Consider the following 19,415-nt stretch of genomic DNA (forward strand, 5'->3'; position numbering starts at 1 on the left):
TAAAATAAATATATATAGAAAGGAAGTTTGATAGAAGTGGAGCCAGAAAAACCTTCTTTTTTTTCTACTAGATACATAAAATTTTTAGGTGGACGTAATACTATCTTTTCATTGGTTCTTTTACTGATGATCGGTCTTGTTATTATGATTTATGATGAGATTTCTTTTATATTTGTACCTTTGACGGTATTTCTGGGTAATGTAATCTTACCTATAATCTTAGCAGTTATTGTGTATTACTTATTACGACCAATACTACGTTTATTAGAAAAAATAAAAATTAAACGAGTATGGGGCATACTTATTATTTTCTTAGTATTAATCGGATTAATAACATTACTAGTGTTTCTAGTATTTCCTTTTTTAAAGGGTCAAGTCTTTAAATTAGTGGAAGAATTACCTACTTACTTTATTCAGCTCTTCAATGACTTAGATGAATTTTTACGAACATCTATTTTTCAGGAATATTATTTACAAATTGAGAATGATGTTACTTCAGTATTAAATGGTCTTCCAGCTGAAATAGGAGAGTTTGTACAAGATACTGTAACCGGTATTATAACTGGGATTTCATCGATTGTTGGTGTATTAACTAGTTTTGTTTTAGCTATAGTAACTGTACCTTTTATCGTTTTTTATCTTTTAAAGGACGGCGAGAAGTTACCCCACTTTGTTCTGAAGTTGTTTCCTCCAAGAATGAGAGATGATTTACAATCTGTATTTACAGGTATAGATAGACAAATTAGTTCTTATATTCAAGGACAAATACTAGTATCAATGTGTATTGGAATAATGATTTCTATTGGATTTACAATTATCGGTATGCCGTATGCACTTCTACTTGGAGTCATAGCGATGGTTACAAGTGTAGTACCTTATTTAGGTCCAGTGATAGCTATTACTCCTGCTGCTATTATAGCCCTAGTAAAATCACCACTTATGCTAGTAGGGTTGGCGATAGTTTGGACGATTGTCCAGTTAATAGAAGGGAAGTTTATATCACCACAAATTATGGGTAAATCATTACATGTTCACCCAATTACAATTATCTTTGTTCTTATTACATCAGGTGCATTATTTGGTGTTCCAGGAGTAATATTAGGAATTCCAGGATATGCAATTTTGAAAGTAATCGTTTCACACTTTTATACATTGTTTAAAAAGCGTTATAATAAGTTTGAACCAGTAATAGAAAATCACTATGAGTATACAAATCACAAGGTGGACTGAGAATAATGGCGAAGAAATTTGAATCTTCCATAGAAGTAAAATCTATAAAGATAGACACGATTGTCGATCACCCTTATATTGAACATGGTATTAATCTGTCGGGCACGATTTATATAGAAGGGGTACACGATGAATCGGTAGAAAATATCAAATTAGAGGTATTTAAACTGACAAATGGTGAATCACCTAAAATTGTATCGAAGCACTCAATTGAATTAGTAGGAGCAGCTGCATCTAAGGACATGCAAATGATACCTTTTGAAATTATGCCAGATGAAAGATGGATTCCAGATAGTAATGAGGAAGTAACAAGACTAATTTTAAGAACAACAGTATTATTCGAAAATGGTTCTGAATATAACGACGAAGATGAAATTTATTTTGATATTGAAGAATGATTTATGAAGCTCTAGCCTCGTGCTAGAGCTCTTTTTTTATAAGAGAATCTACTTGGCAAAAAAACATCATCCATTTAATTAAACTAAAAGTTAAACCATGAAAAGATAGTTGAATAAATTTTATAGTATAAAGTTACGAAGGTTGTGCATTCTAATGTTAAATTAGGAGGAAACTAACAATGTTTAAACGAATGTTTTCGATACTTATTATTTCTTGTTTCATACTTACTGCCTGTGGATTTCAAAGGAATTCCAATCAACCAGCTAACCCTGAGACGCAAATAGACAACCAAGATCAAGAAATTCCAAATACAGGTAATGAAGAAGTTAATGAAGAAAATGATGTAGGTATTCCTAAAGTGGACGAATCCATAAATGATCCATCTTTTGAAAAACCAAATGAAAATAACGATTGAATTGTTTGAATAATTATGCTATTATTTATTTAACTAATTCGAACGGAGGTGAAGAAAGAATGAAAAACGCTATGAATGCACAATTTTTTATGTTGGAATTTTTATCCACTTCTTGTGCAATTACTCATGAAATTGCTAACAACGGGACAGGTCTGTCCATTTTTAGACAATTTCAAAGTAATGTTCATAGCTAAGAAGTCATTCTTTCGGATCCTAAATGGTAGCGAGAAGACTGTGCTTTTTAGACAGTCTTTTTTTGTTGCGAAAAAAAGGCGCTTCTTAGCTCATAAAGAATTGAAGGGAAGCGATCATAATGATATGTACAATACAAAATATAACAAAAATGCTTGGAGGAAATACGATTTTCGGAAACTTATCTCTTGATATTAAAACGGGAGACAGGTTAGCCATTGTTGGTCGTAACGGTAGCGGTAAAACTACATTGTTCAAATTGTTAGCAGGAAATGAAAAACCTGACGAAGGATATATCAACTTTAAGAAAGGTGTATCCATTGGTTATTTGGCTCAAATACCTACTTTTTCAGAAGATATTACAGGTCTTGATGTTCTCCATTATGCTTTTCAAAAGATTACGGAGTTACAAAAGAAAATGATTCTGATGGAGCAACAAATGACAACCTTAAATTCAGAAGGGATGGAGCGCCTGCTACAACAATACGGAGAAGTACAAGAACAATTTACACTTTTAGGCGGTTATACAATGGAGTCTGAAATTGAAAAAGTAGTGCAGGGACTTCAGTTGAACCAATTCGTAAACCAATCATTTGCTAGTTTAAGTGGTGGCGAACAAACAAAAATAATGATTGGGAAAATTTTACTGTCAAATCCAGATATATTATTGTTGGATGAACCGACGAATCATTTAGATTTATTTGCAGTTGAGTGGTTGGAACAATATTTGGTTAACTATTCAGGGACTGTTGTAATCATTTCGCATGACAGATATTTCTTAGACCAGGTCGTAAATAAAATTGCAGATTTAGAAGAAGGTGAGCTTTCTCTTTATCATGGAGATTATTCTTCCTTTATTTTAGAGAAAGAAGCTAGATTAATGCGTGAGTTCCAGGAGTATGAGGAACAACAGAAAAAGATCAAAAAAATGAAGGATGCAATAAGACGACTTAGACAATGGGCAAATGAAGCGGTTCCACCAAATCCAAAGTTATTTCGTCAGGCACGTAATATGGAAAGGGCACTAGAGAGAATGGTAAAAGTTAGAAAACCTTTAATCGACCCGAAAAAGATGGAGCTTTCCTTTGAATTTGCTTCTAGAAGTGGAAAAGAAGTAGTTATGATGAAAAATGTATATAAATCATTTGGAGATAAAGCATTGCTAGAAAATGCACAGCTAAATCTATACTGGAAGGACCGAGTTGCGATAGTAGGTCGAAACGGTTCTGGTAAATCCACTATATTAAATCTTCTGCGTGGAGAGATACCTATTGACAATGGAGAAGCTCGGTTAGGTAGTAATGTCCGGGCAGGTTATTTGTCGCAGCATTATGAAATTCAGGATCCGAAGTCTAGGCTAATTGATGTATTTCGAAGTGAGTTAAATGTGGTCGAGGGAGATGCACGACATATTCTCGCAAAATTTATGTTCTATGGACCAGATGTATTTAAGCGAATAGGTGATTTAAGCGGTGGTGAGCGCATGAGACTTCGGTTAGCACAGCTCATGCATCAGGATATTAATCTCCTAATTCTTGATGAACCGACGAACCATTTAGATATTGAGTCTAGAGAAGTACTTGAAGATGCTTTAGCTGATTTTGATGGAACTATATTGGCCGTATCACATGATCGGTATTTTTTAAATAAATTATTTCCTAAAACTGTCTGGTTAGAAAAAGCCCAGCTCACTACATTTGAAGGACCATATGAGTGGGCTAGAACAAAATGGGAGGAAATGTATTCTAAGCGAGAAGTAGAAGATGTTTCAGAGAAAAAGACTAAAACTAAACAACCAACAAGGGAACGTGTAAAAGAGCGAACAATCGATGAAGAAATTTCTTGTTTGGAAAGTGAAATTTCATATTTAAAAGAAAATGCAAAAATAGAAACTGATTGGGGAATTTATGAAAAGCTTATCGAATCTATTCAAGCAAAAGAAGAACAACTTGAAATCTTATTGGAGGAATGGATTGGTTAGGAAGTATTAGAATTACTTATAATGATTATGACCACCTTTTAAGAAGGTGGTCTCTTTTGTGAGATTTCAAGTCAGGTATCTCAAATTGGAAGATTTATTTTTAGTTCCTTTATTTTCATTAATAATATGTTTGAAATCATCATCTGCAGAAAATATGATAGAAAGGTAAATAAGAAGGTATTTCACCGAAATTTGTTTTTTTGAAGAGTAAGTTATTTTTCATGCATTAATATTCTCTCATTGTGCCGATATAATAGTATAAATATACTTATATATGGAATATTCATATCGGAGCATATTCAATACATAGAGAAGGAAGATGAGTAATGCGTAAATCTATAAAGTGGAAAATAATTATTGCTGTTATGGCTCTAATTATTGTAAGTATGGCACCATTAATAACCATTAGTACGAACACTATTAGTAAAAAGACGGAAAAAGACTTAATTGATCAAAGCCAAGTTATAGTTCAAGAAATGTCAACATCAATTCAGAATTATTTAGCTACATATGAAAAAGGGCTTATTCAATTATCAACTTCAAATGATATTGTAGATTTTCATAATAGTGCTAAAGCAACTGATGGAGTTTTAGCCAAGAAATTAGAGAAACAATTAGATACTAAATTTAATGAATTTGTTTCATTATATGACGCTGTAGCTTCAGTCTACATAGCTTTACCTGATAAATCGATTGAAATTATCCCAGAAGCAGACCTAGGAGCAGATTTTGATCCTACTTCAAGGGAATGGTATTTAAATGCAGTTTCAAATAAAGACAGTTTCAGCTGGTCTAAACCTTTTGTAGATGCTTCTACTGGAGAATATGCAATTTCTGGTGCAAAAGCTGTTATTAGAGATGGCCAAGTGGTTGGTGTATTAGCCATTGATATTCTATTATCCAAATTAACAGAAACGTTAGCAAACAATGAGTTAGGTTATGAAGGTTATCCAATTATTGTGGATGCAGATGGTAATGCTATAGTTCATCCCACTTTATTTGGTGAAAACATATCTGAGAATTCATCAGTTAAAAAAATGCTATCTAGTTCCTTGGAAAGTGGAAATGTGACTGACGGAACGGAGAGTACTAATACAATTACTGTATTTACAACTATACCAGAATTGGATTGGAAAATAGGAGCTGTTTATGAGGAAAATAAGATAAACCAAACAGCAGACAGTATACGTACAATGATAATAATAATTGTTTTAGCCATTGAGGCAATCATATTTATCGTATTATATTTCATGATTAGCGCTATTTTAAAACCAATCGGCCAACTAAAAAAATTAATGGATTCTATTGCTGATGGAGATTTAACTGTACAAGCGAATATAAGGTCTAAGGACGAAATTGGTCAACTTGCTACAAACTTCAACAAAATGTCTAGCAGTATGAATGGAATTATTCAGGTTGTAAAAGAGTCCGCAAATAATGTGCAGTCAAATTCTGAAAATTTAAGTGCTGTAGCTGAAGAAACAAATGCTTCTGCGGAACAAGTGTCATTAGCTGTTAGTGAAATTGCAGAAGGTGCATCTAAATCAGCAGAAGATGCTGGTGAAGTAACAGAGAGTTCCGTGCACTTAAGCGAGCAAATCAATCTCATTAACGAAAAATCAATAACGATGACTGATATAGCTACTAAAGCAAATTTAATGAATACAAATGGTCAAAACCAAATGAGTGAATTGAAAACTTCTTTCCAAAACTGGGAGTCTAATCTTACCTCCATGTCTACATTGTTTACAACTTTAGAAGTTAGAGTAAAAGCGATTGGCAGTGTTATGGAAACCATTATGGAAATCTCATCACAAACAAATCTCCTCGCACTGAATGCAAGTATTGAAGCGGCCCGTGCAGGTGAGCATGGAAAGGGCTTTGCGGTCGTTGCGGATGAGGTGCGAAAGCTTGCAGAACAATCTGCTAAAGCCACAGAGGAAGTAAAACAAACTATTACGGAGCTACAAAGTGAATCCCATATTGTAGGGGAGCAAATGACAGACACCATCAAAACATTCCGTGAACAAGGTTCTGTTGTAACTGATACTGAGTTAACATTTAGTGAAATATCAATATTGATGAATAGTTTACAAACATCTATTGATGCAGTTTCAGCAGAAATTGAACAGGTTTCCAACTATAAAGATCAGGTAGTAGATACTATTCAAGTGATGGCTGCAACTTCAGAACAAACCGCAGCAGCCTGTGAAGAAGTGAGTGCGTCTTCTGATGAGCAGTTACGAGCGATTCAGTCGGTTGCTGCAGCATCTGAGACCTTAACAGAGCTTAGTGATAAACTTGCGGAAGCAGTGAATCGTTTCAAAGTTTAAAAGAAGTTGAATTATTGGAAAACACATGTTAATATTCTTTAATAAAGAACAATATAATTTAATAACTCTTATCAAGAGAAGCAGAGGGACATGGCCCGTTGAAGCTTCAGCAACCTCTGATTTATCAGAAAGGTGCTAACTCCTACAAGATATAATTTCTTGAAAGATAAGAATCGAGAGCAAAACGTTCACCCTCTTTTCTTATATAAAGGAAAAGAGGGTTTTTAAATTTAAGGGGGAGTACTATTTTGCCGATAAATATACCTAAACAATTACCAGCAGCTGAACTTCTTAAAAAAGAGAAAATATTTATCATGGATACCGATCGAGCAATAACTCAAGATATACGTCCATTAAACATAATTATTTTGAATCTTATGCCTGAAAAGGAGAAAACCGAACTTCAATTGTTACGATTATTAGGGAATACATCCCTCCAAGTAAATGTGACTTTTTTACATATGGCAACACATGATTCCAAAAATGTTAGTAAAACTCATTTAGATACTTTCTATACGACTTTTGAGGATATCAAACACAGAAAATTTGATGGAATGATTATTACAGGTGCTCCAATTGAGCATTTACCATTCGAAGATGTTAATTATTGGCCTGAAATGACTGAAATAATGGAATGGTCCAAAACGCATGTGACCTCTGTTCTTCATATTTGTTGGGGAGCGCAGGCAGCGCTTTATCATCATTATAGTATTGGTAAATTCGACCTACCCAAAAAATGTTTTGGTGTATTTAGTCATCGGTTATCCGATCCAACCATTCAATTAGTACGAGGATTTAATGATGAATTTTATGCACCTGTATCTCGTTACACTGCTGTGTTATACGACGAGATTAAACAAGACCCTCGACTGATATTGCTTTCCAATTCGGAAGATGCAGGTGTTTTCCTAGTAATATCTAAAGATAAAAAGCATATTATGATTACTGGTCACTTAGAGTATGATGCAACAACACTTGCAGATGAATACCAAAGAGATATATCAAAAGGTGTGGAGATTGATGTTCCAGAAAATTATTTTCCAAACAATGATCCATCACAAAAGCCAATGAACTCATGGCGGTCACATACACATTTGCTATTTTCCAATTGGTTGAATTATTATGTTTACCAAGAAACACCTTATGAATGGGAATAACTTTACAAAGTTGGTGTAGCTATGAATATTAGGTGGAAAAGAGAAGAAATAATTTTTGAAACATTGTATGAAGCCGATGTTTGGGCCGATTCTTTAGCAAATGAAATTTACGGAAGAATTTACGATGGATATATAACCTCAGACTACAAAATTGCTTATTCTCTTGCTTTTAGATTAGCTTCGATAGACACATTTAGAGTCAATACTCAGCAGGATGGATTAAATATATATAAAGTATGGGTGACTACCTAATCTGAAAAATAAGATTCAGGATTGAAGATGAGAGGGTAAGGTTCTCAGTCAACTCATAATTTAGAGAAAGACTGGGTACTTTTACTTTTAGTGGAAAATTAAAACAACCTGAGTTCATCTAAATATGGACTCAGGTTGAAAATTGTTATTAAATTTTAGGGTTTCACACTCCATTTACTTGTTGAAATGGTATATATTCCAAATATCAGGTGTTTCAGAGCCGATATACCAAGCAGCTGCTCCACCTAAGTTAAATTGGTTAGCAAGGTCAATACGAAGTTTGATAGATTGTTTATCCTCTACCCATATTTGGTGCTTATCCCCGTTTGCAGTAAATTCCACATAATTTTGCTGGGTATTTTGATCCCAAACTTTTATAAGATTTTTTGAAGAGATAATTTGTTCAACCTCACCCATTGTACGGTCGATACTTTTCACTTTTTTTGTCGTTAAATTAGTAATCCATTCTCTTGTGTAGAAAGGTACCGCCAAGATAATCTTGTGAGATGGTACGTCTTCCAGTAACAGTTCAATACCTTCTTGAACCCATGGCATAGAAGCTACAGACCCCGCTATTGGACTACCTCCCCAATGCTCATCATACCCCATCATAATGATATAGTCAGCAACCTGACCTAACGCATAACGGTCTATACTGCCAGACCAAAAAGGATCCTTGTTTTCGCGAGTAACGTCTACAGATACTTTAATTCCGTGTGGATGAAGAGCGTTTTTAAGTTCGGTTACGAAGCGGATAAAATCTTGCTTGTTTTTCGGATCGATGTTTTCAAAGTCCACATTTATTCCATCGCTTTTTGTTTGAACTAAAGAATTTTTAAGCGTTGACACTAATTTTTTGCGTTTTTCAGGATTACTTAATACCAAGTCAGTTAAAACTGGGTCGAATTTATTTCCAATTAGGGGCCAAACTTTCTTGCCTTTGTTATGTGCATCTTTCAGATAATTTGTGTCAGCTGTAATTAAAACAAAATTACCTGTGTTGTTTAAAGTATACCATCTTGGTGACACCACATTTAAATTAGAGTGCTTCAATTGTTGTGAATAATTTTGCGAACTTCCGTTATACTTCCATCCCATTACGATTCGTTGCTGGTTCGTTTGTTTTAAAAGTGATTTATTAACCCAGCCTTTTTTATCACCCAACAACTGAATTTGTACGTAATAATCGGGAATGTTTAATTTTTGACCGACAATTAGGTTTGAAGATTGTAGTCTGTTCAACTTAGTTAAATCATTTATAGTTACATTGAATTTTTCAGAAATCTTCCATAAAGTATCACCATTTATAACAGTATATAGTGTATGTGTTTGTGGAATTATTAATTTCTGTCCAATTCGAATTTCTGCTGAAGATAGCTTATTTGTCTCTTGAAGTGCACTAAGTGGAATCCCGTATTGGTTTGAAATTTTCCATAATGTATTTCCAGGACTTACAGTATGCACTATAACGGTAGATGAGTCTCCTGATGCAGTAGATAGGACAGGGAATTCTTCTCCTTTTTTTAAAGTGGTGATAACAGTCGAACCTTGTTTTGGTAAACTTAATACGCTAACGTTATCTATTTGAACAGTCCCCACTGTAAGTGAACTACCAGTGGCTGTACTTTGTATAGGGTGAGAGCTTAGAAATAAGACAAATATAATAAAAATAGGAAGTACTTTTTTCACTTAAACCCATTCTCCTCTAGTTTGAAAGTAGTATTATAACTTTCATATATTACTATGTTTATAAATTAATAGATACAGGTACTTTGTGGTAAGTTCACCAATACAAAATGGGCGACAATAAGAAATGCTTATTAACATGCGGAATCTGTGAAATGCCCACAAAAAAAGCCAACTTCCAAATAAGTTGGCTTTCAGCTTGAAGACAAAAGTATTTTTATAAACTGCTATGAGTAATAATAAATATCTTTAAAGAGGTTGCTTTATCTAAATAAAAGTATTTATAGTGGAAACCTTTAAGGAGTTGTTTATAAGGCAAGGACCACCACGAAGACTCCTGTTGGAACAACTTGACCAATGTCTTTGCGACGAGTAACCGCAGGAGCATATGTTTTCACCGTGACGAGGAGGCTGAAGCCAAGCCCACGGAAAGCGAAGTGGTGGTCCTTGCAGATTTTAGTATACAACTCTATGCACCAAAAATTGAGTTTCTCTACAGTCTGAAAGCCAACTTCCAAATAAGTTGGTTTTTACTTTTTCCTATATATTAACTACGTTGGTCAGATATGGTTGCATTATTATTAGCTGCACTAAGAGCTTGAAGATTATCATATGGTGGTCCAGTAGTTGTACCGGCAAATAATACGATATCAAACTCATTCATTGGAATACCCCATGAGTTGCCCACAAAAGTAGTGAAAGCTCTGTCTACTAAGAAAGCGCCTTTTGTGTTATATACTACATTATTATCTATCTCGCCAGTTACATTTGGATTAATGTATATCCCGGTTCGTAATGAATAAAACGTATTTCCCTCAACGACAATGTTTATCCCGCCTTGTGATACTACTGCCCGGTTTACAACCCAGTTTGACATTGGCAATGCTTGTGGTGGACCAAATATCGTATTATTTAATAAGTTTGTATTTGTACCACCAATTTGGATGAATTCCTTTGCATATGGAATATCACTAGTTATTGTTAGACCGTTAATTGTAGTATCAGTTGCAGTAATTAATAAGGCTATAATATCTGCTTGAAGAAGAAGAGTTGTTCCAGGTTCTCCTAATAAGGTTATTCCCATTTTGTTAACTAAAATTTGGGAAGTGATTGGATATGTGCCACTTAAAATATGCACGGTTCCTCCAGGATTAACAGCTGCAACTCCATCGGTAATAGTTCCAAAAGGATTTGCAATACTCCCATCTCCTCCAACTGCTCCTGCACTTACGTAAATATTGTTTGGATCAACAAGCTCATTTATTGCTGCATCTAGGGATGCTTGGACACTTGCAATGGAAGGGTAACCCCCAACAGGTCTAGTATTTAGCAATACTCCTGCTACCTCATCTCTCTGAGCTTCAGAAAGAGCGTTATAAGCTGTTAAATTTAGCCCCAAACTAGGATCTTCAATTGCTGCCCTTATTTCTGCTAATGTTTGAGCATCATTAACCGCGTCCAGAAATATATTGGAACCAGATAATACATAATCTGTTTGTACTTGTGAAATAGTTATTGTGTCATTTGTATTAAGAAGATTGTCTAACTCACTCATTTGAGCTGTTACAAATTTTACTGAACTGAAAAGATCACCTTCATAAATTGTAAAGATTGTTAGTCCATTTAAAAATATATTTGTGTCGCTACCATAGGTAACACTCTCTGTTTCACCAGGCTCTAGTGTAAATGTTACGGTTCCATCCTGGTTGTACGGGAATTCTCCTTCACGAACAAAGAGTGTAATTTGAAATGCTGCTAATGTGTTATTGATAAATATTTTTTCTGCCATTCAATTTCCTCCTTTCTTTTACTAGTATGAATACTAGAATTAGTAGAAAGACAAATTCTCTTTCTCTATTGCATAATATGGAAATTGATAAATTATGAATAGGCCATCTAATTTATGTTCATTGAATATTCAAGGATATATATAGTTTTTCTGAATATTTACTTTATAATAAAAAGAAAAGGAGTGGATTATTTTGAACGATATTTCTTCTATACACATTGATTTTATGCGAGTAGTTAGGAATAAGTTTTTAGATTTGATGAAGGATACAGAAAAAGCAGTTGTTCAGATGGAAGAAGATAAGCTATTTTGGACACCAAATAATCATTCCAATAGTGTAGAGGTAATCATTAAGCATTTGAGTGGAAATCTGGTTTCACGATGGACAGACTTTTTGACGACAGATGGTGAAAAAACTACTAGAAATCGGGACAAAGAATTTGAAAGTACAATTGCAACTCGTGAAGAATTGATGGAAATTTGGTCGGAAGGGTGTCAGGTGTTTTTGAGTGCTCTTGATACTATTAAATCGGAACATCTGCTCCAAACCATTTATATTAGAAATGAGCCGCATACTGTAATGGAAGCTGTTATAAGAAGTCTTTCTCATACTTCCTCCCATGTTGGTCAAGTGATATACATTGCCAAACAAACAACTACTGAAGAGAAATGGACCACATTATCTATTCCCAAAAAACAAAGTTAATATTGGAGGATTTCTATTGGAGCTAGGATTAGAAAAAACGAAGTGAAGTTATTTCCTTACACAGCTGAATGGAAAAAAGAGTTTAACAGAGTAAAGCAACAAATTATTGTTGTTACAGGACTTGGAGAAAACCGAATTCAGCATATAGGAAGTACTGCCATAACTAACATGCCTGCAAAGCCAATCATAGATATATTAGTGGGAGTAGATGATATTGCAAATATAGATAAGTCTGTATTTAAAGCCCTACAAAATATTGGATTTCTAAGACTGAGAGTAGAAAGACCGGGTGAAATAGTTCTTGCTATGTTTACAGATGGTACATATGAAATAAAAACACATTTCATTCATATGATTGAAAATGAATTATGGAAAAACCAACTATTCTTTCATAATTATTTAAATTCCAACGCTAAAGCTAGAGATGAATACCGAATGATCAAAGTAAACAGTGCAAAACTAAAGGATATTAATATAAATTTATATACAGATTTGAAAGAACCATTTGTAAAAAGAATATTTAATAAGCGAATTAATAAGGGGTGAATAGAAATGATAACAAATTTATATTTTGTTCGGCATGCGCACTCTAATTATTCAGCTGATGAGTTAGGTAGACCGTTGTCGGAGCAGGGATTAATAGATGCCAAAGAAGTAACTGATTTATTAATAGAAGAAGATATAGACATTGTTGTATCGAGTCCCTATAGGCGAGCGTTTCAAACAGTTGAAGGAATTGCACTCCACTTAGAGCAAGAAATAGAAATTATTGATGCCTTAAAGGAACGGATCTTATCTGAACAGCCAGTAGCAAATTTCAATGAAGCAATTCTTCAAGTGTGGTCTGATTTTGATTTTTCACACCCGAGTGGAGAATCTAATCTTAATGCTCAAGCTAGAGGTGTCCACGCAACAAAAGAGATTTTGGAGAAATATGTAGGGCAAAATGTCGCAATAGGGACACATGGAAATCTAATGGTTTTAATAATGAATTACTTTGACCCTGTCTATGATTTTAGTTTTTGGAAGGAACTTGAAATGCCTGACATCTACCAACTCTCTTTTTATGAACAGCAGTTGATAGAGGTCAAAAGATTGTGTATGGAATCGAGAACAACTAGTGCCAGCAATACTACTTTTTAACGATATGAAATAGAAAGTAACTTTTAAAGTGTGATCTTGAACAAATTGGTAGTAACTTGCTAGATCAGGTATAGTCGAATAATGTAGTAGATTAATATCTCTTGAGGAAGATATAACACAACTAATGGAAAAAGGGGTTACCCATGGATTATATGTAGATTTTTAACTCGATTTTTTGGAATGTCAAATTACAGAATATTAAAATTAGTATAGAGAGTTACAAAAATAACTTACTTTTTCATACGATAAACACCTAAAATAGAACGTATGTGTGGTATAATTAAGTATATAGATTGATGATCTCATGGGTGGACGGCACTTTTTCCTTTCTGTTTAATGACTGATACAGAAGGGGGTGCTGCTTTTGACGATATTTGAATCTCTCGTAATTATGATCAGTTTTTCTTCACTGATCATTGCATTGATTACGCTGACTTTTTCAATGACACGAAAAAAGTAATCCACCTGTGAGTTAGCGCTCGGATGGATTACTTAATCTACTTTGCCGACACCCTTGAAGGGAATCAGTCTATTTTACCGATTGGGTGCTACTAACATCCAGTCGGTATTTTATTGTATACCTGTATTTCCTTTATTATACCAACTATCCTGAAGGGAATCAACGGAGTAGTTGTTCCCAATCATATCACTGCTTCTTTTTTTGTTACATGTTTGTTTATTCATTCATAATCAATGTCATTTTCTTGTTCTATTTTTAATATATTACCTGTTCTTGCATGGATTTCTACTTCAAAAATCTGGTTGTTAGGCGACATGATGAATACTTCGTATACTAGAATGCCATCTTCCATATCCAAATCAACGTGTACAATTTCCCCGGATATTCTCTGTAAGGCAATACTCATTGCTTGTTCTAAAGTAATCCGCTGACCATATATTGGATTTACCACCGTTAAAAATCCTCCTTGTCTGCTTATAACCTAAGTTATGCAATTAAAGAGTAAAAGGATAAAAATATTTGACAATTAAAAGTATTCCCACTATCATAATAGTTAACTTTTATGTTCGGATATAGGTAGAAGACGCTAAAAGTAGCGTCGCCTAAGAACAGATGAGCAGAGAATAGCTTAGTATAGCTGAGAAATTGTTTGAATAAGAATAGTAGCTTTAGTGGACAATATAGAGAGTCAGTGGTTGGTGAAAACTGATTTGTTACTGATGTGAATGGACTTATGAGAGCTTCCTCGAAACACATTAAGTGTTATAGAGGCAGACGTTTTCCTACGTTACAGGAGCTTAAGCGGGAGTATTACACTCCAACTAGAGGTGGCAACGCGGTCAATACCGTCCTCTTCCAAGGGATTTTTCTGAAATCCCTTGGAAGAGGACTTTTTTTATTTTGCAAGATACGAGCAGAGCAGAGGAGAGATTGAGATGAGAGGATTTATAGAAAAAGTTGAGAAGAGTGAACATTTATTGTATGAGGAAATGATTATAGCTTCAAAGGCAATGTTTGCGGAAGATACGGAAGTACAATATATTGTAGATTTCTTAAGTGTACTTTCCAAAAAGGGTGAGACTTCCATGGAAGTTGCTGCACTTGCAACAGTTATGAAGTCCTTTGCTATTAACTTGAATGAGCCTATTGGAGAATATATGGACAATTGCGGTACAGGTGGTGATGGCTTGAATAGCTTTAATATTAGCACTACCTCGGCCTTTGTGTTAGCTGCAGCAGGAGTTACGGTAGCAAAACATGGAAATCGAAAAATTTCAAGTAACGCTGGAAGCTCCGATGTACTGGAGGCGTTAGGGATTCATACCTCAATTAGCCCAGCAGCATCAATAGAATTACTTAAACGAGAAGGATTAACTTTTCTTTACGCACCAAATGTACATCCCAGACTAAAGAAAATTGGAATTGCGCGAAAGATGATTGGAAAACCGACTATTTTTAATCTAGTTGGACCGTTAACTAATCCTATTAGATTACTGACACAATATACTGGGATTAATCGCTCAGACTTCACAATGGAATATGCAGATGTATTAAGAATTTTAGGTAGAAAAAGGGCCATAGTTGTTTGTGGTGCTGGTGGGATGGATGAGGCGTCTCTAGCAGGTGTTAATCAATTAGTCTTAGTAGATAACGGTGATTTAATACCCTTTAAGCTGACAGCAAATGATGTAGGTTTAGCTTCTGCTCCTATTTCTGCAATACAAGGAGGAGATAGTCACACAAATGCCAAAATCCTGCACAATGTTCTCAAAGGTGAAACAAGTCCCTATTTAGATACAGTTCTTTTTAATAGTGGTATTGGTTTATTTGCCTCAGGAATTGTTAGCTCGATTCAAGAAGGAGTTAAGTTGGCCAAAGATACTATCCATTCAGGAAAAGCATTAGAAAAGCTGGAAGCAGCTATAACTTTTAGTCAACAATCTGTAATACATGAGGTGGTATTATGACAACAATTTTAGACAAGATATTGGATGCTAAAAAAGGGGAAATCGAGCAGATGCTTCTTCAACCGGTTTCATATCAAGCTGAAATTATTGTCAGACCGTCGTTGTTTGATGCACTTTATCAATCTAAAACGTTACAGGTAATTTCCGAGATTAAGCGAGCTTCTCCTTCAAAAGGATTGATAGCAGAAGGAATCAATCCTGGTGAGAAAGCAACACGATATGTTGATGCAGGAGCTGTTTGTATTTCTGTATTGACCGATACCCCTTTTTTTCAAGGAACATTTGAAGATTTAGCAGAAGTTGCTCGTACCGTAGATATCCCAATACTTTGTAAAGACTTTATCATTCATCCAATCCAAATAGACTATGCAAAGAATGCTGGAGCGTCTGTTGTTTTACTTATCGTAGCTGCACTAGAACAGGGGTTGCTTAATAGTTTATATAAATATGCAGTAAGTAAGAATTTGGAAGTTTTAATGGAAGTTCATGATTCTGAAGAGCTAGATCGAGCTTTGCAGCTAGATGCGAAATTAATAGGAATTAATAACCGGGATCTTAGAACATTTCAAGTAGATTTATCTAGAACTGCGGAAATCGCAGCAATATTTCCGTTTGAAGAAGAGCGTGTGCTCATTAGTGAGAGCGGCATTTGGAACTCCATTGATGCTATAAAAGTAGCTAGCTATGGTGCTAGTGCAGTGCTAGTGGGGGAATCGTTAATGCGTAGTGGAGAAATTGAAAATGCTGTTCGAAGCTTCCAGGTTAAAAGGGAGGTAATTACCTCATGACGAAGGTAAAAATTTGCGGGCTTATGGAGAAAGATCATGTGGAAATCGCCGTTAATGCTGGTGTTGATGCGATTGGTTTTGTCTTTGCACCAAGTAAGAGGAAAGTAACTGTTGCAAAAGCGCACGAGCTAGCCAAAGAAGTGCCTCCTAGGGTTTTGAAGATAGGAGTTTTTGTAAATCCAACAAAAGAGGAACTAATAAATGCACTCAAAGAGGTTCCGCTTGATTATATACAATATCACGGTCAGGAAACTCCTGAATTTATACTGACAAACAATCTACCTTCAATCAAAGCATTATCGGTTCACAATGAAGAGGATGTTCTTCAGGCGAAAAAGTACGAGACAGAGTTTTATTTGTTTGATGCACCTGGTACAGATTATCAAGGCGGTAGTGGAGAAGTATTTGACTGGCAGCTGATGGAAGTTAATAATATACCGACTGAAAAAATTATTCTAGCAGGTGGTTTGACCCCAAGTAATGTAAAAGATGCTATTGAGAGAGTAAATCCTTATATGGTAGATGTGTCTAGTGGAGTAGAACGAAATGGCATCAAAGATAAAGAACTTATTCAAGGATTTATACATGCTGTAAAAGATAGGGGTGGGGAATGATGGTTAATTATACAGAGGGACAAAGAGTTGGTAGATATGGTAGGTTTGGTGGTCAGTATGTTCCAGAAACATTAATGACTGCTTTGATAGAGCTTGAAAATGCCTATGAGGACGCTATTTGTGATCCAATGTTTTTAGATGAAGTAAATTACTATTTAAAAGATTATGTTGGTCGTGAAACACCATTATATTTTGCAGAAAGACTTACAAAGGAACTTGGAGGGGCTCAAATATATCTGAAAAGAGAAGATTTAAACCATACTGGTGCCCACAAGATAAATAATACTATAGGTCAGGCGCTGCTAGCCAAGCGTATGGGGAAAAAGAAGATAGTAGCAGAAACTGGAGCTGGTCAGCACGGGGTAGCAACCGCAACAGTATGCGCATTGTTTGATTTAGAATGTGTTGTCTTCATGGGAAATGAGGATGTGCGGAGACAGGAACTTAACGTATTTCGAATGGAATTATTAGGTGCAAAAGTTGTTTCTGTGGATCAGGGATCCTCCACATTAAAAGATGCAGTCAATGAGGCATTAAGATATTGGGTTTCAAATGTAGAAGATACGCATTATATACTAGGTTCTGCGCTTGGACCACACCCATTCCCGAAAATTGTTCGTGATTTTCAGCGGGTGATCGGGTTAGAAACGAGACGGCAAATTTTAGAAAAAGTTGGGAAATTACCAGATGCAGTAGTGGCATGTGTTGGTGGTGGTAGCAATGCAATTGGCATGTTCCACCCTTTTGTGGAAGATGAGGTTGTTACTTTGTACGGCGTAGAGGCGGGGGGAAGTGGTATTTCAACCGGACTTCACGCAGCCGCTGTTACCGGAGGAAAAGAAGGAGTTCTACATGGTTCTTATATGTACATTTTGCAGGATGACAATGGATTTATCCAAGAAGCACATTCTATCTCCGCCGGTTTAGATTATCCTGGAGTAGGTCCAGAGCATTCATACTTACATGATATTGGTCGCGTGAAATATACTTCTGTTACAGACTCTGAAGCCTTAGAAGGTTTACTGCTATTATCGAGAAAAGAAGGAATAATACCGGCTCTTGAAAGTGCCCACGCTATTTATTTTGCTACGGAGCTGGCTAAAGAAATGTCTCGGGAAGAAATTTTAGTTATTTGTTTATCTGGCCGAGGGGATAAGGATGTCCAAACCGTTCGTGATGCGTTAGGGGTGAATGACAATGGCTAAAGCGAAACTTTTAAATGCTATACAATCAGTAAATGCTCATGGTGATAAGGCATTTGTTCCTTATATAATGGCAGGTGATGGTGGACTAAAGACATTAAAGTCTAAAATATTATTTCTTCAAGCAGCAGGAGTTACTGCGATCGAACTAGGTATACCATTTTCTGATCCTGTTGCAGATGGACCTACCATCCAGAAAGCAGGTGAACGAGCACTTGCAGATGGCATAACACTTCGATCAATCCTGCAGGAACTAGAGACCTTCTATAAAGAGGTAAGTGTACCACTTGTTCTAATGACATATTATAATCCATTGATAAATTACGGACTGGAAAAGTTTGCAGAAGTATGTGATAAATTAGGTGTTGCGGGATTAATCGTTCCAGATGTACCGTTAGAGGAAAGTGAATTATTGAAGAGTTTACTTATAAAAACAGATGTCGCACTTGTCCAACTTGTTTCTCTAACTAGCTCACCGGAACGTATGGAAAAGATAGTTGCTGCTGGTGAAGGCTTCATCTATGCGGTAACAGTAAATGGAATTACGGGGGTAAGGGATAGATTTGATGATCAATTAGAAAAGCACTTAAAGCAATTGAAAGATATTAGCCCGGTTCCAATCCTCGCTGGCTTCGGAATTTCAACTCTCGAACAAGTGAGAACAGTAGGTTCCTTGGCAGATGGTGTAATTGTGGGAAGCGCGATAGTCGAGGCATTTCATCGAACTGAATTAGAAAAAATAAACGAGCTAATTGAAGCGTCTAAGAAAGTGCTTAAATAAGTTGGATTTAATGTCTTGACTAGATTTTGTTCTTACTATAAACGAAGAAAAACCGGGCAAAAAACGCTCCCGGTCCTTTAAGTTTATAATCTGTATCTATCGTTTTAGAAGGGTTTAGACAGATGTTTTGCTATATAATAACCGCGTGAATCTTAAATGATATTGGTTTGACATTCGTCAAAATCAATATCATTTTTTTGATTATTTTATGGGTTTTGTCTGTCCTGAGCACACCCATTGTAGGGAGTACTATACAGCAAACTGATTGGAGTGAATGACGGCAACTCCCTGCGGTGAAGACTCATCTCTCCCACGCTGAA

The 19,415-nt window shown here is 35.5% G+C and carries 20 protein-coding genes, 1 riboswitch and 1 other annotated feature; of the genes, 17 read left to right on the forward strand and 3 right to left on the reverse strand.

Annotated elements, in window-relative coordinates; genetic code table 11:
• Nucleotides 1-36 precede the first annotated feature (36 nt).
• The 8 genes from MKY60_RS09305 (at nt 37) to MKY60_RS09340 (ending at nt 7,959) form a co-directional block, all read left to right on the forward strand.
• Nucleotides 37-1,230: an AI-2E family transporter gene (locus MKY60_RS09305; RefSeq protein ID WP_093494803.1), complete on the forward strand. Its 1,194-nt coding sequence runs from the start codon at nt 37-39 to the stop codon at nt 1,228-1,230.
• Nucleotides 1,231-1,235: 5 nt separating this feature from the next.
• A complete protein-coding gene (locus MKY60_RS09310; protein WP_090561379.1) occupies nt 1,236-1,628 on the forward strand; it encodes a sporulation protein in 393 nt (130 codons plus the stop codon).
• A 179-nt stretch (nt 1,629-1,807) separates the two neighbouring features.
• The gene (locus tag MKY60_RS09315; RefSeq protein WP_093494804.1) at nt 1,808-2,044 is read left to right on the forward strand and encodes a hypothetical protein; all 237 of its coding nucleotides are present in this window, start codon (nt 1,808-1,810) and stop codon (nt 2,042-2,044) included.
• A gap of 59 nt (nt 2,045-2,103) precedes the next feature.
• Entirely contained in the window at nt 2,104-2,238 is a 135-nt protein-coding gene (locus tag MKY60_RS09320) for an RAxF-45 family protein (protein ID WP_269915700.1), read from the forward strand.
• 119 nt (nt 2,239-2,357) lie between these two features.
• Nucleotides 2,358-4,217, forward strand: coding sequence for a ribosomal protection-like ABC-F family protein (gene abc-f / locus MKY60_RS09325; protein ID WP_340929585.1), 1,860 nt, complete (start codon nt 2,358-2,360; stop codon nt 4,215-4,217).
• A 326-nt stretch (nt 4,218-4,543) separates the two neighbouring features.
• Nucleotides 4,544-6,550, forward strand: a complete 2,007-nt coding sequence (locus MKY60_RS09330) for a methyl-accepting chemotaxis protein (RefSeq protein WP_340929586.1) — start codon at nt 4,544-4,546, stop codon at nt 6,548-6,550.
• 65 nt (nt 6,551-6,615) lie between these two features.
• A riboswitch (SAM riboswitch) is annotated at nt 6,616-6,723 on the forward strand.
• 75 nt (nt 6,724-6,798) lie between these two features.
• Nucleotides 6,799-7,707, forward strand: coding sequence for a homoserine O-acetyltransferase MetA (gene metA / locus MKY60_RS09335; protein WP_241599839.1), 909 nt, complete (start codon nt 6,799-6,801; stop codon nt 7,705-7,707).
• A gap of 21 nt (nt 7,708-7,728) precedes the next feature.
• Entirely contained in the window at nt 7,729-7,959 is a 231-nt protein-coding gene (locus MKY60_RS09340; protein WP_241599840.1) for a hypothetical protein, read from the forward strand.
• A 174-nt stretch (nt 7,960-8,133) separates the two neighbouring features.
• On the opposite strand, the gene MKY60_RS09345 is transcribed toward MKY60_RS09340, so the two are convergent.
• Nucleotides 8,134-9,648 (reverse strand): LysM peptidoglycan-binding domain-containing protein, encoded by a 1,515-nt coding sequence (locus MKY60_RS09345; protein WP_340929587.1) that lies wholly within the window; start codon nt 9,646-9,648, stop codon nt 8,134-8,136.
• 544 nt (nt 9,649-10,192) lie between these two features.
• Nucleotides 10,193-11,434 carry a hypothetical protein gene (locus MKY60_RS09350; RefSeq protein WP_340929588.1) on the reverse strand — a complete coding sequence of 414 codons (1,242 nt, stop codon included), beginning with the start codon at nt 11,432-11,434 and terminating at the stop codon, nt 10,193-10,195.
• A 193-nt stretch (nt 11,435-11,627) separates the two neighbouring features.
• On the opposite strand from MKY60_RS09350, the gene MKY60_RS09355 reads away from it, so the two are divergent.
• From MKY60_RS09355 to MKY60_RS21190, 4 genes are all read left to right on the forward strand, one after another.
• The gene (locus tag MKY60_RS09355) at nt 11,628-12,140 is read left to right on the forward strand and encodes a DUF1572 family protein (RefSeq protein WP_093494809.1); all 513 of its coding nucleotides are present in this window, start codon (nt 11,628-11,630) and stop codon (nt 12,138-12,140) included.
• Between the two features lie 42 nt (nt 12,141-12,182).
• Nucleotides 12,183-12,686: a GrpB family protein gene (locus MKY60_RS09360; protein WP_445677987.1), complete on the forward strand. Its 504-nt coding sequence runs from the start codon at nt 12,183-12,185 to the stop codon at nt 12,684-12,686.
• 6 nt (nt 12,687-12,692) lie between these two features.
• Nucleotides 12,693-13,283 (forward strand): histidine phosphatase family protein, encoded by a 591-nt coding sequence (locus tag MKY60_RS09365; protein ID WP_093494811.1) that lies wholly within the window; start codon nt 12,693-12,695, stop codon nt 13,281-13,283.
• Between the two features lie 355 nt (nt 13,284-13,638).
• Nucleotides 13,639-13,743, forward strand: a complete 105-nt coding sequence (locus tag MKY60_RS21190) for a putative holin-like toxin (RefSeq protein ID WP_402848510.1) — start codon at nt 13,639-13,641, stop codon at nt 13,741-13,743.
• 220 nt (nt 13,744-13,963) lie between these two features.
• Here MKY60_RS21190 and MKY60_RS09370 read toward each other — a convergent pair whose 3' ends face one another.
• Nucleotides 13,964-14,194, reverse strand: coding sequence for a PepSY domain-containing protein (locus tag MKY60_RS09370; RefSeq protein ID WP_241599845.1), 231 nt, complete (start codon nt 14,192-14,194; stop codon nt 13,964-13,966).
• Nucleotides 14,195-14,383: 189 nt separating this feature from the next.
• Nucleotides 14,384-14,599 (forward strand) — a binding site (T-box leader).
• A gap of 79 nt (nt 14,600-14,678) precedes the next feature.
• Between MKY60_RS09370 and trpD the strand changes: the two genes are divergently transcribed.
• The 5 genes from trpD to trpA are packed head-to-tail and all read left to right on the forward strand — an operon-like array spanning nt 14,679 to nt 19,095.
• Nucleotides 14,679-15,710 carry an anthranilate phosphoribosyltransferase gene (trpD, locus tag MKY60_RS09375; protein WP_340929591.1) on the forward strand — a complete coding sequence of 344 codons (1,032 nt, stop codon included), beginning with the start codon at nt 14,679-14,681 and terminating at the stop codon, nt 15,708-15,710.
• Nucleotides 15,707-16,498, forward strand: a complete 792-nt coding sequence (gene trpC, locus MKY60_RS09380; RefSeq protein WP_340929592.1) for an indole-3-glycerol phosphate synthase TrpC — start codon at nt 15,707-15,709, stop codon at nt 16,496-16,498. The genes trpD and trpC overlap by 4 nt, the downstream gene beginning before the upstream one ends.
• Nucleotides 16,495-17,112 carry a phosphoribosylanthranilate isomerase gene (locus MKY60_RS09385; RefSeq protein ID WP_340929594.1) on the forward strand — a complete coding sequence of 206 codons (618 nt, stop codon included), beginning with the start codon at nt 16,495-16,497 and terminating at the stop codon, nt 17,110-17,112. Before trpC ends, MKY60_RS09385 begins: the two co-directional genes overlap by 4 nt.
• Nucleotides 17,109-18,317, forward strand: a complete 1,209-nt coding sequence (gene trpB, locus MKY60_RS09390) for a tryptophan synthase subunit beta (RefSeq protein WP_340929595.1) — start codon at nt 17,109-17,111, stop codon at nt 18,315-18,317. The genes MKY60_RS09385 and trpB overlap by 4 nt, the downstream gene beginning before the upstream one ends.
• Nucleotides 18,310-19,095, forward strand: coding sequence for a tryptophan synthase subunit alpha (gene trpA / locus MKY60_RS09395; RefSeq protein ID WP_241599848.1), 786 nt, complete (start codon nt 18,310-18,312; stop codon nt 19,093-19,095). Before trpB ends, trpA begins: the two co-directional genes overlap by 8 nt.
• The last annotated feature ends 320 nt before the right edge of the window (nt 19,096-19,415 follow it).

It is taken from the genome of Psychrobacillus sp. FSL K6-1415 (genome assembly GCF_038003185.1).
GTDB lineage: Bacteria > Bacillota > Bacilli > Bacillales_A > Planococcaceae > Psychrobacillus > Psychrobacillus psychrodurans.

What these genes read in the sequence shown, in the direction of transcription:
- MKY60_RS09310 (WP_090561379.1), top strand. Translation starts at nt 1,236, where the DNA reads ATGGCGAAGAAATTTGAATCTTCCATAGAAGTAAAATCTATAAAGATA.
- MKY60_RS09315 (WP_093494804.1), top strand. Translation starts at nt 1,808, where the DNA reads ATGTTTAAACGAATGTTTTCGATACTTATTATTTCTTGTTTCATACTT.
- MKY60_RS09320 (WP_269915700.1), top strand. Translation starts at nt 2,104, where the DNA reads ATGAAAAACGCTATGAATGCACAATTTTTTATGTTGGAATTTTTATCC.
- abc-f (WP_340929585.1), top strand. Translation starts at nt 2,358, where the DNA reads ATGATATGTACAATACAAAATATAACAAAAATGCTTGGAGGAAATACG.
- MKY60_RS09330 (WP_340929586.1), top strand. Translation starts at nt 4,544, where the DNA reads ATGCGTAAATCTATAAAGTGGAAAATAATTATTGCTGTTATGGCTCTA.
- MKY60_RS09340 (WP_241599840.1), top strand. Translation starts at nt 7,729, where the DNA reads ATGAATATTAGGTGGAAAAGAGAAGAAATAATTTTTGAAACATTGTAT.
- MKY60_RS09350 (WP_340929588.1), bottom strand. Translation starts at nt 11,434, where the DNA reads ATGGCAGAAAAAATATTTATCAATAACACATTAGCAGCATTTCAAATT.
- MKY60_RS09365 (WP_093494811.1), top strand. Translation starts at nt 12,693, where the DNA reads ATGATAACAAATTTATATTTTGTTCGGCATGCGCACTCTAATTATTCA.
- trpD (WP_340929591.1), top strand. Translation starts at nt 14,679, where the DNA reads ATGAGAGGATTTATAGAAAAAGTTGAGAAGAGTGAACATTTATTGTAT.
- trpC (WP_340929592.1), top strand. Translation starts at nt 15,707, where the DNA reads ATGACAACAATTTTAGACAAGATATTGGATGCTAAAAAAGGGGAAATC.
- MKY60_RS09385 (WP_340929594.1), top strand. Translation starts at nt 16,495, where the DNA reads ATGACGAAGGTAAAAATTTGCGGGCTTATGGAGAAAGATCATGTGGAA.
- trpB (WP_340929595.1), top strand. Translation starts at nt 17,109, where the DNA reads ATGATGGTTAATTATACAGAGGGACAAAGAGTTGGTAGATATGGTAGG.
- trpA (WP_241599848.1), top strand. Translation starts at nt 18,310, where the DNA reads ATGGCTAAAGCGAAACTTTTAAATGCTATACAATCAGTAAATGCTCAT.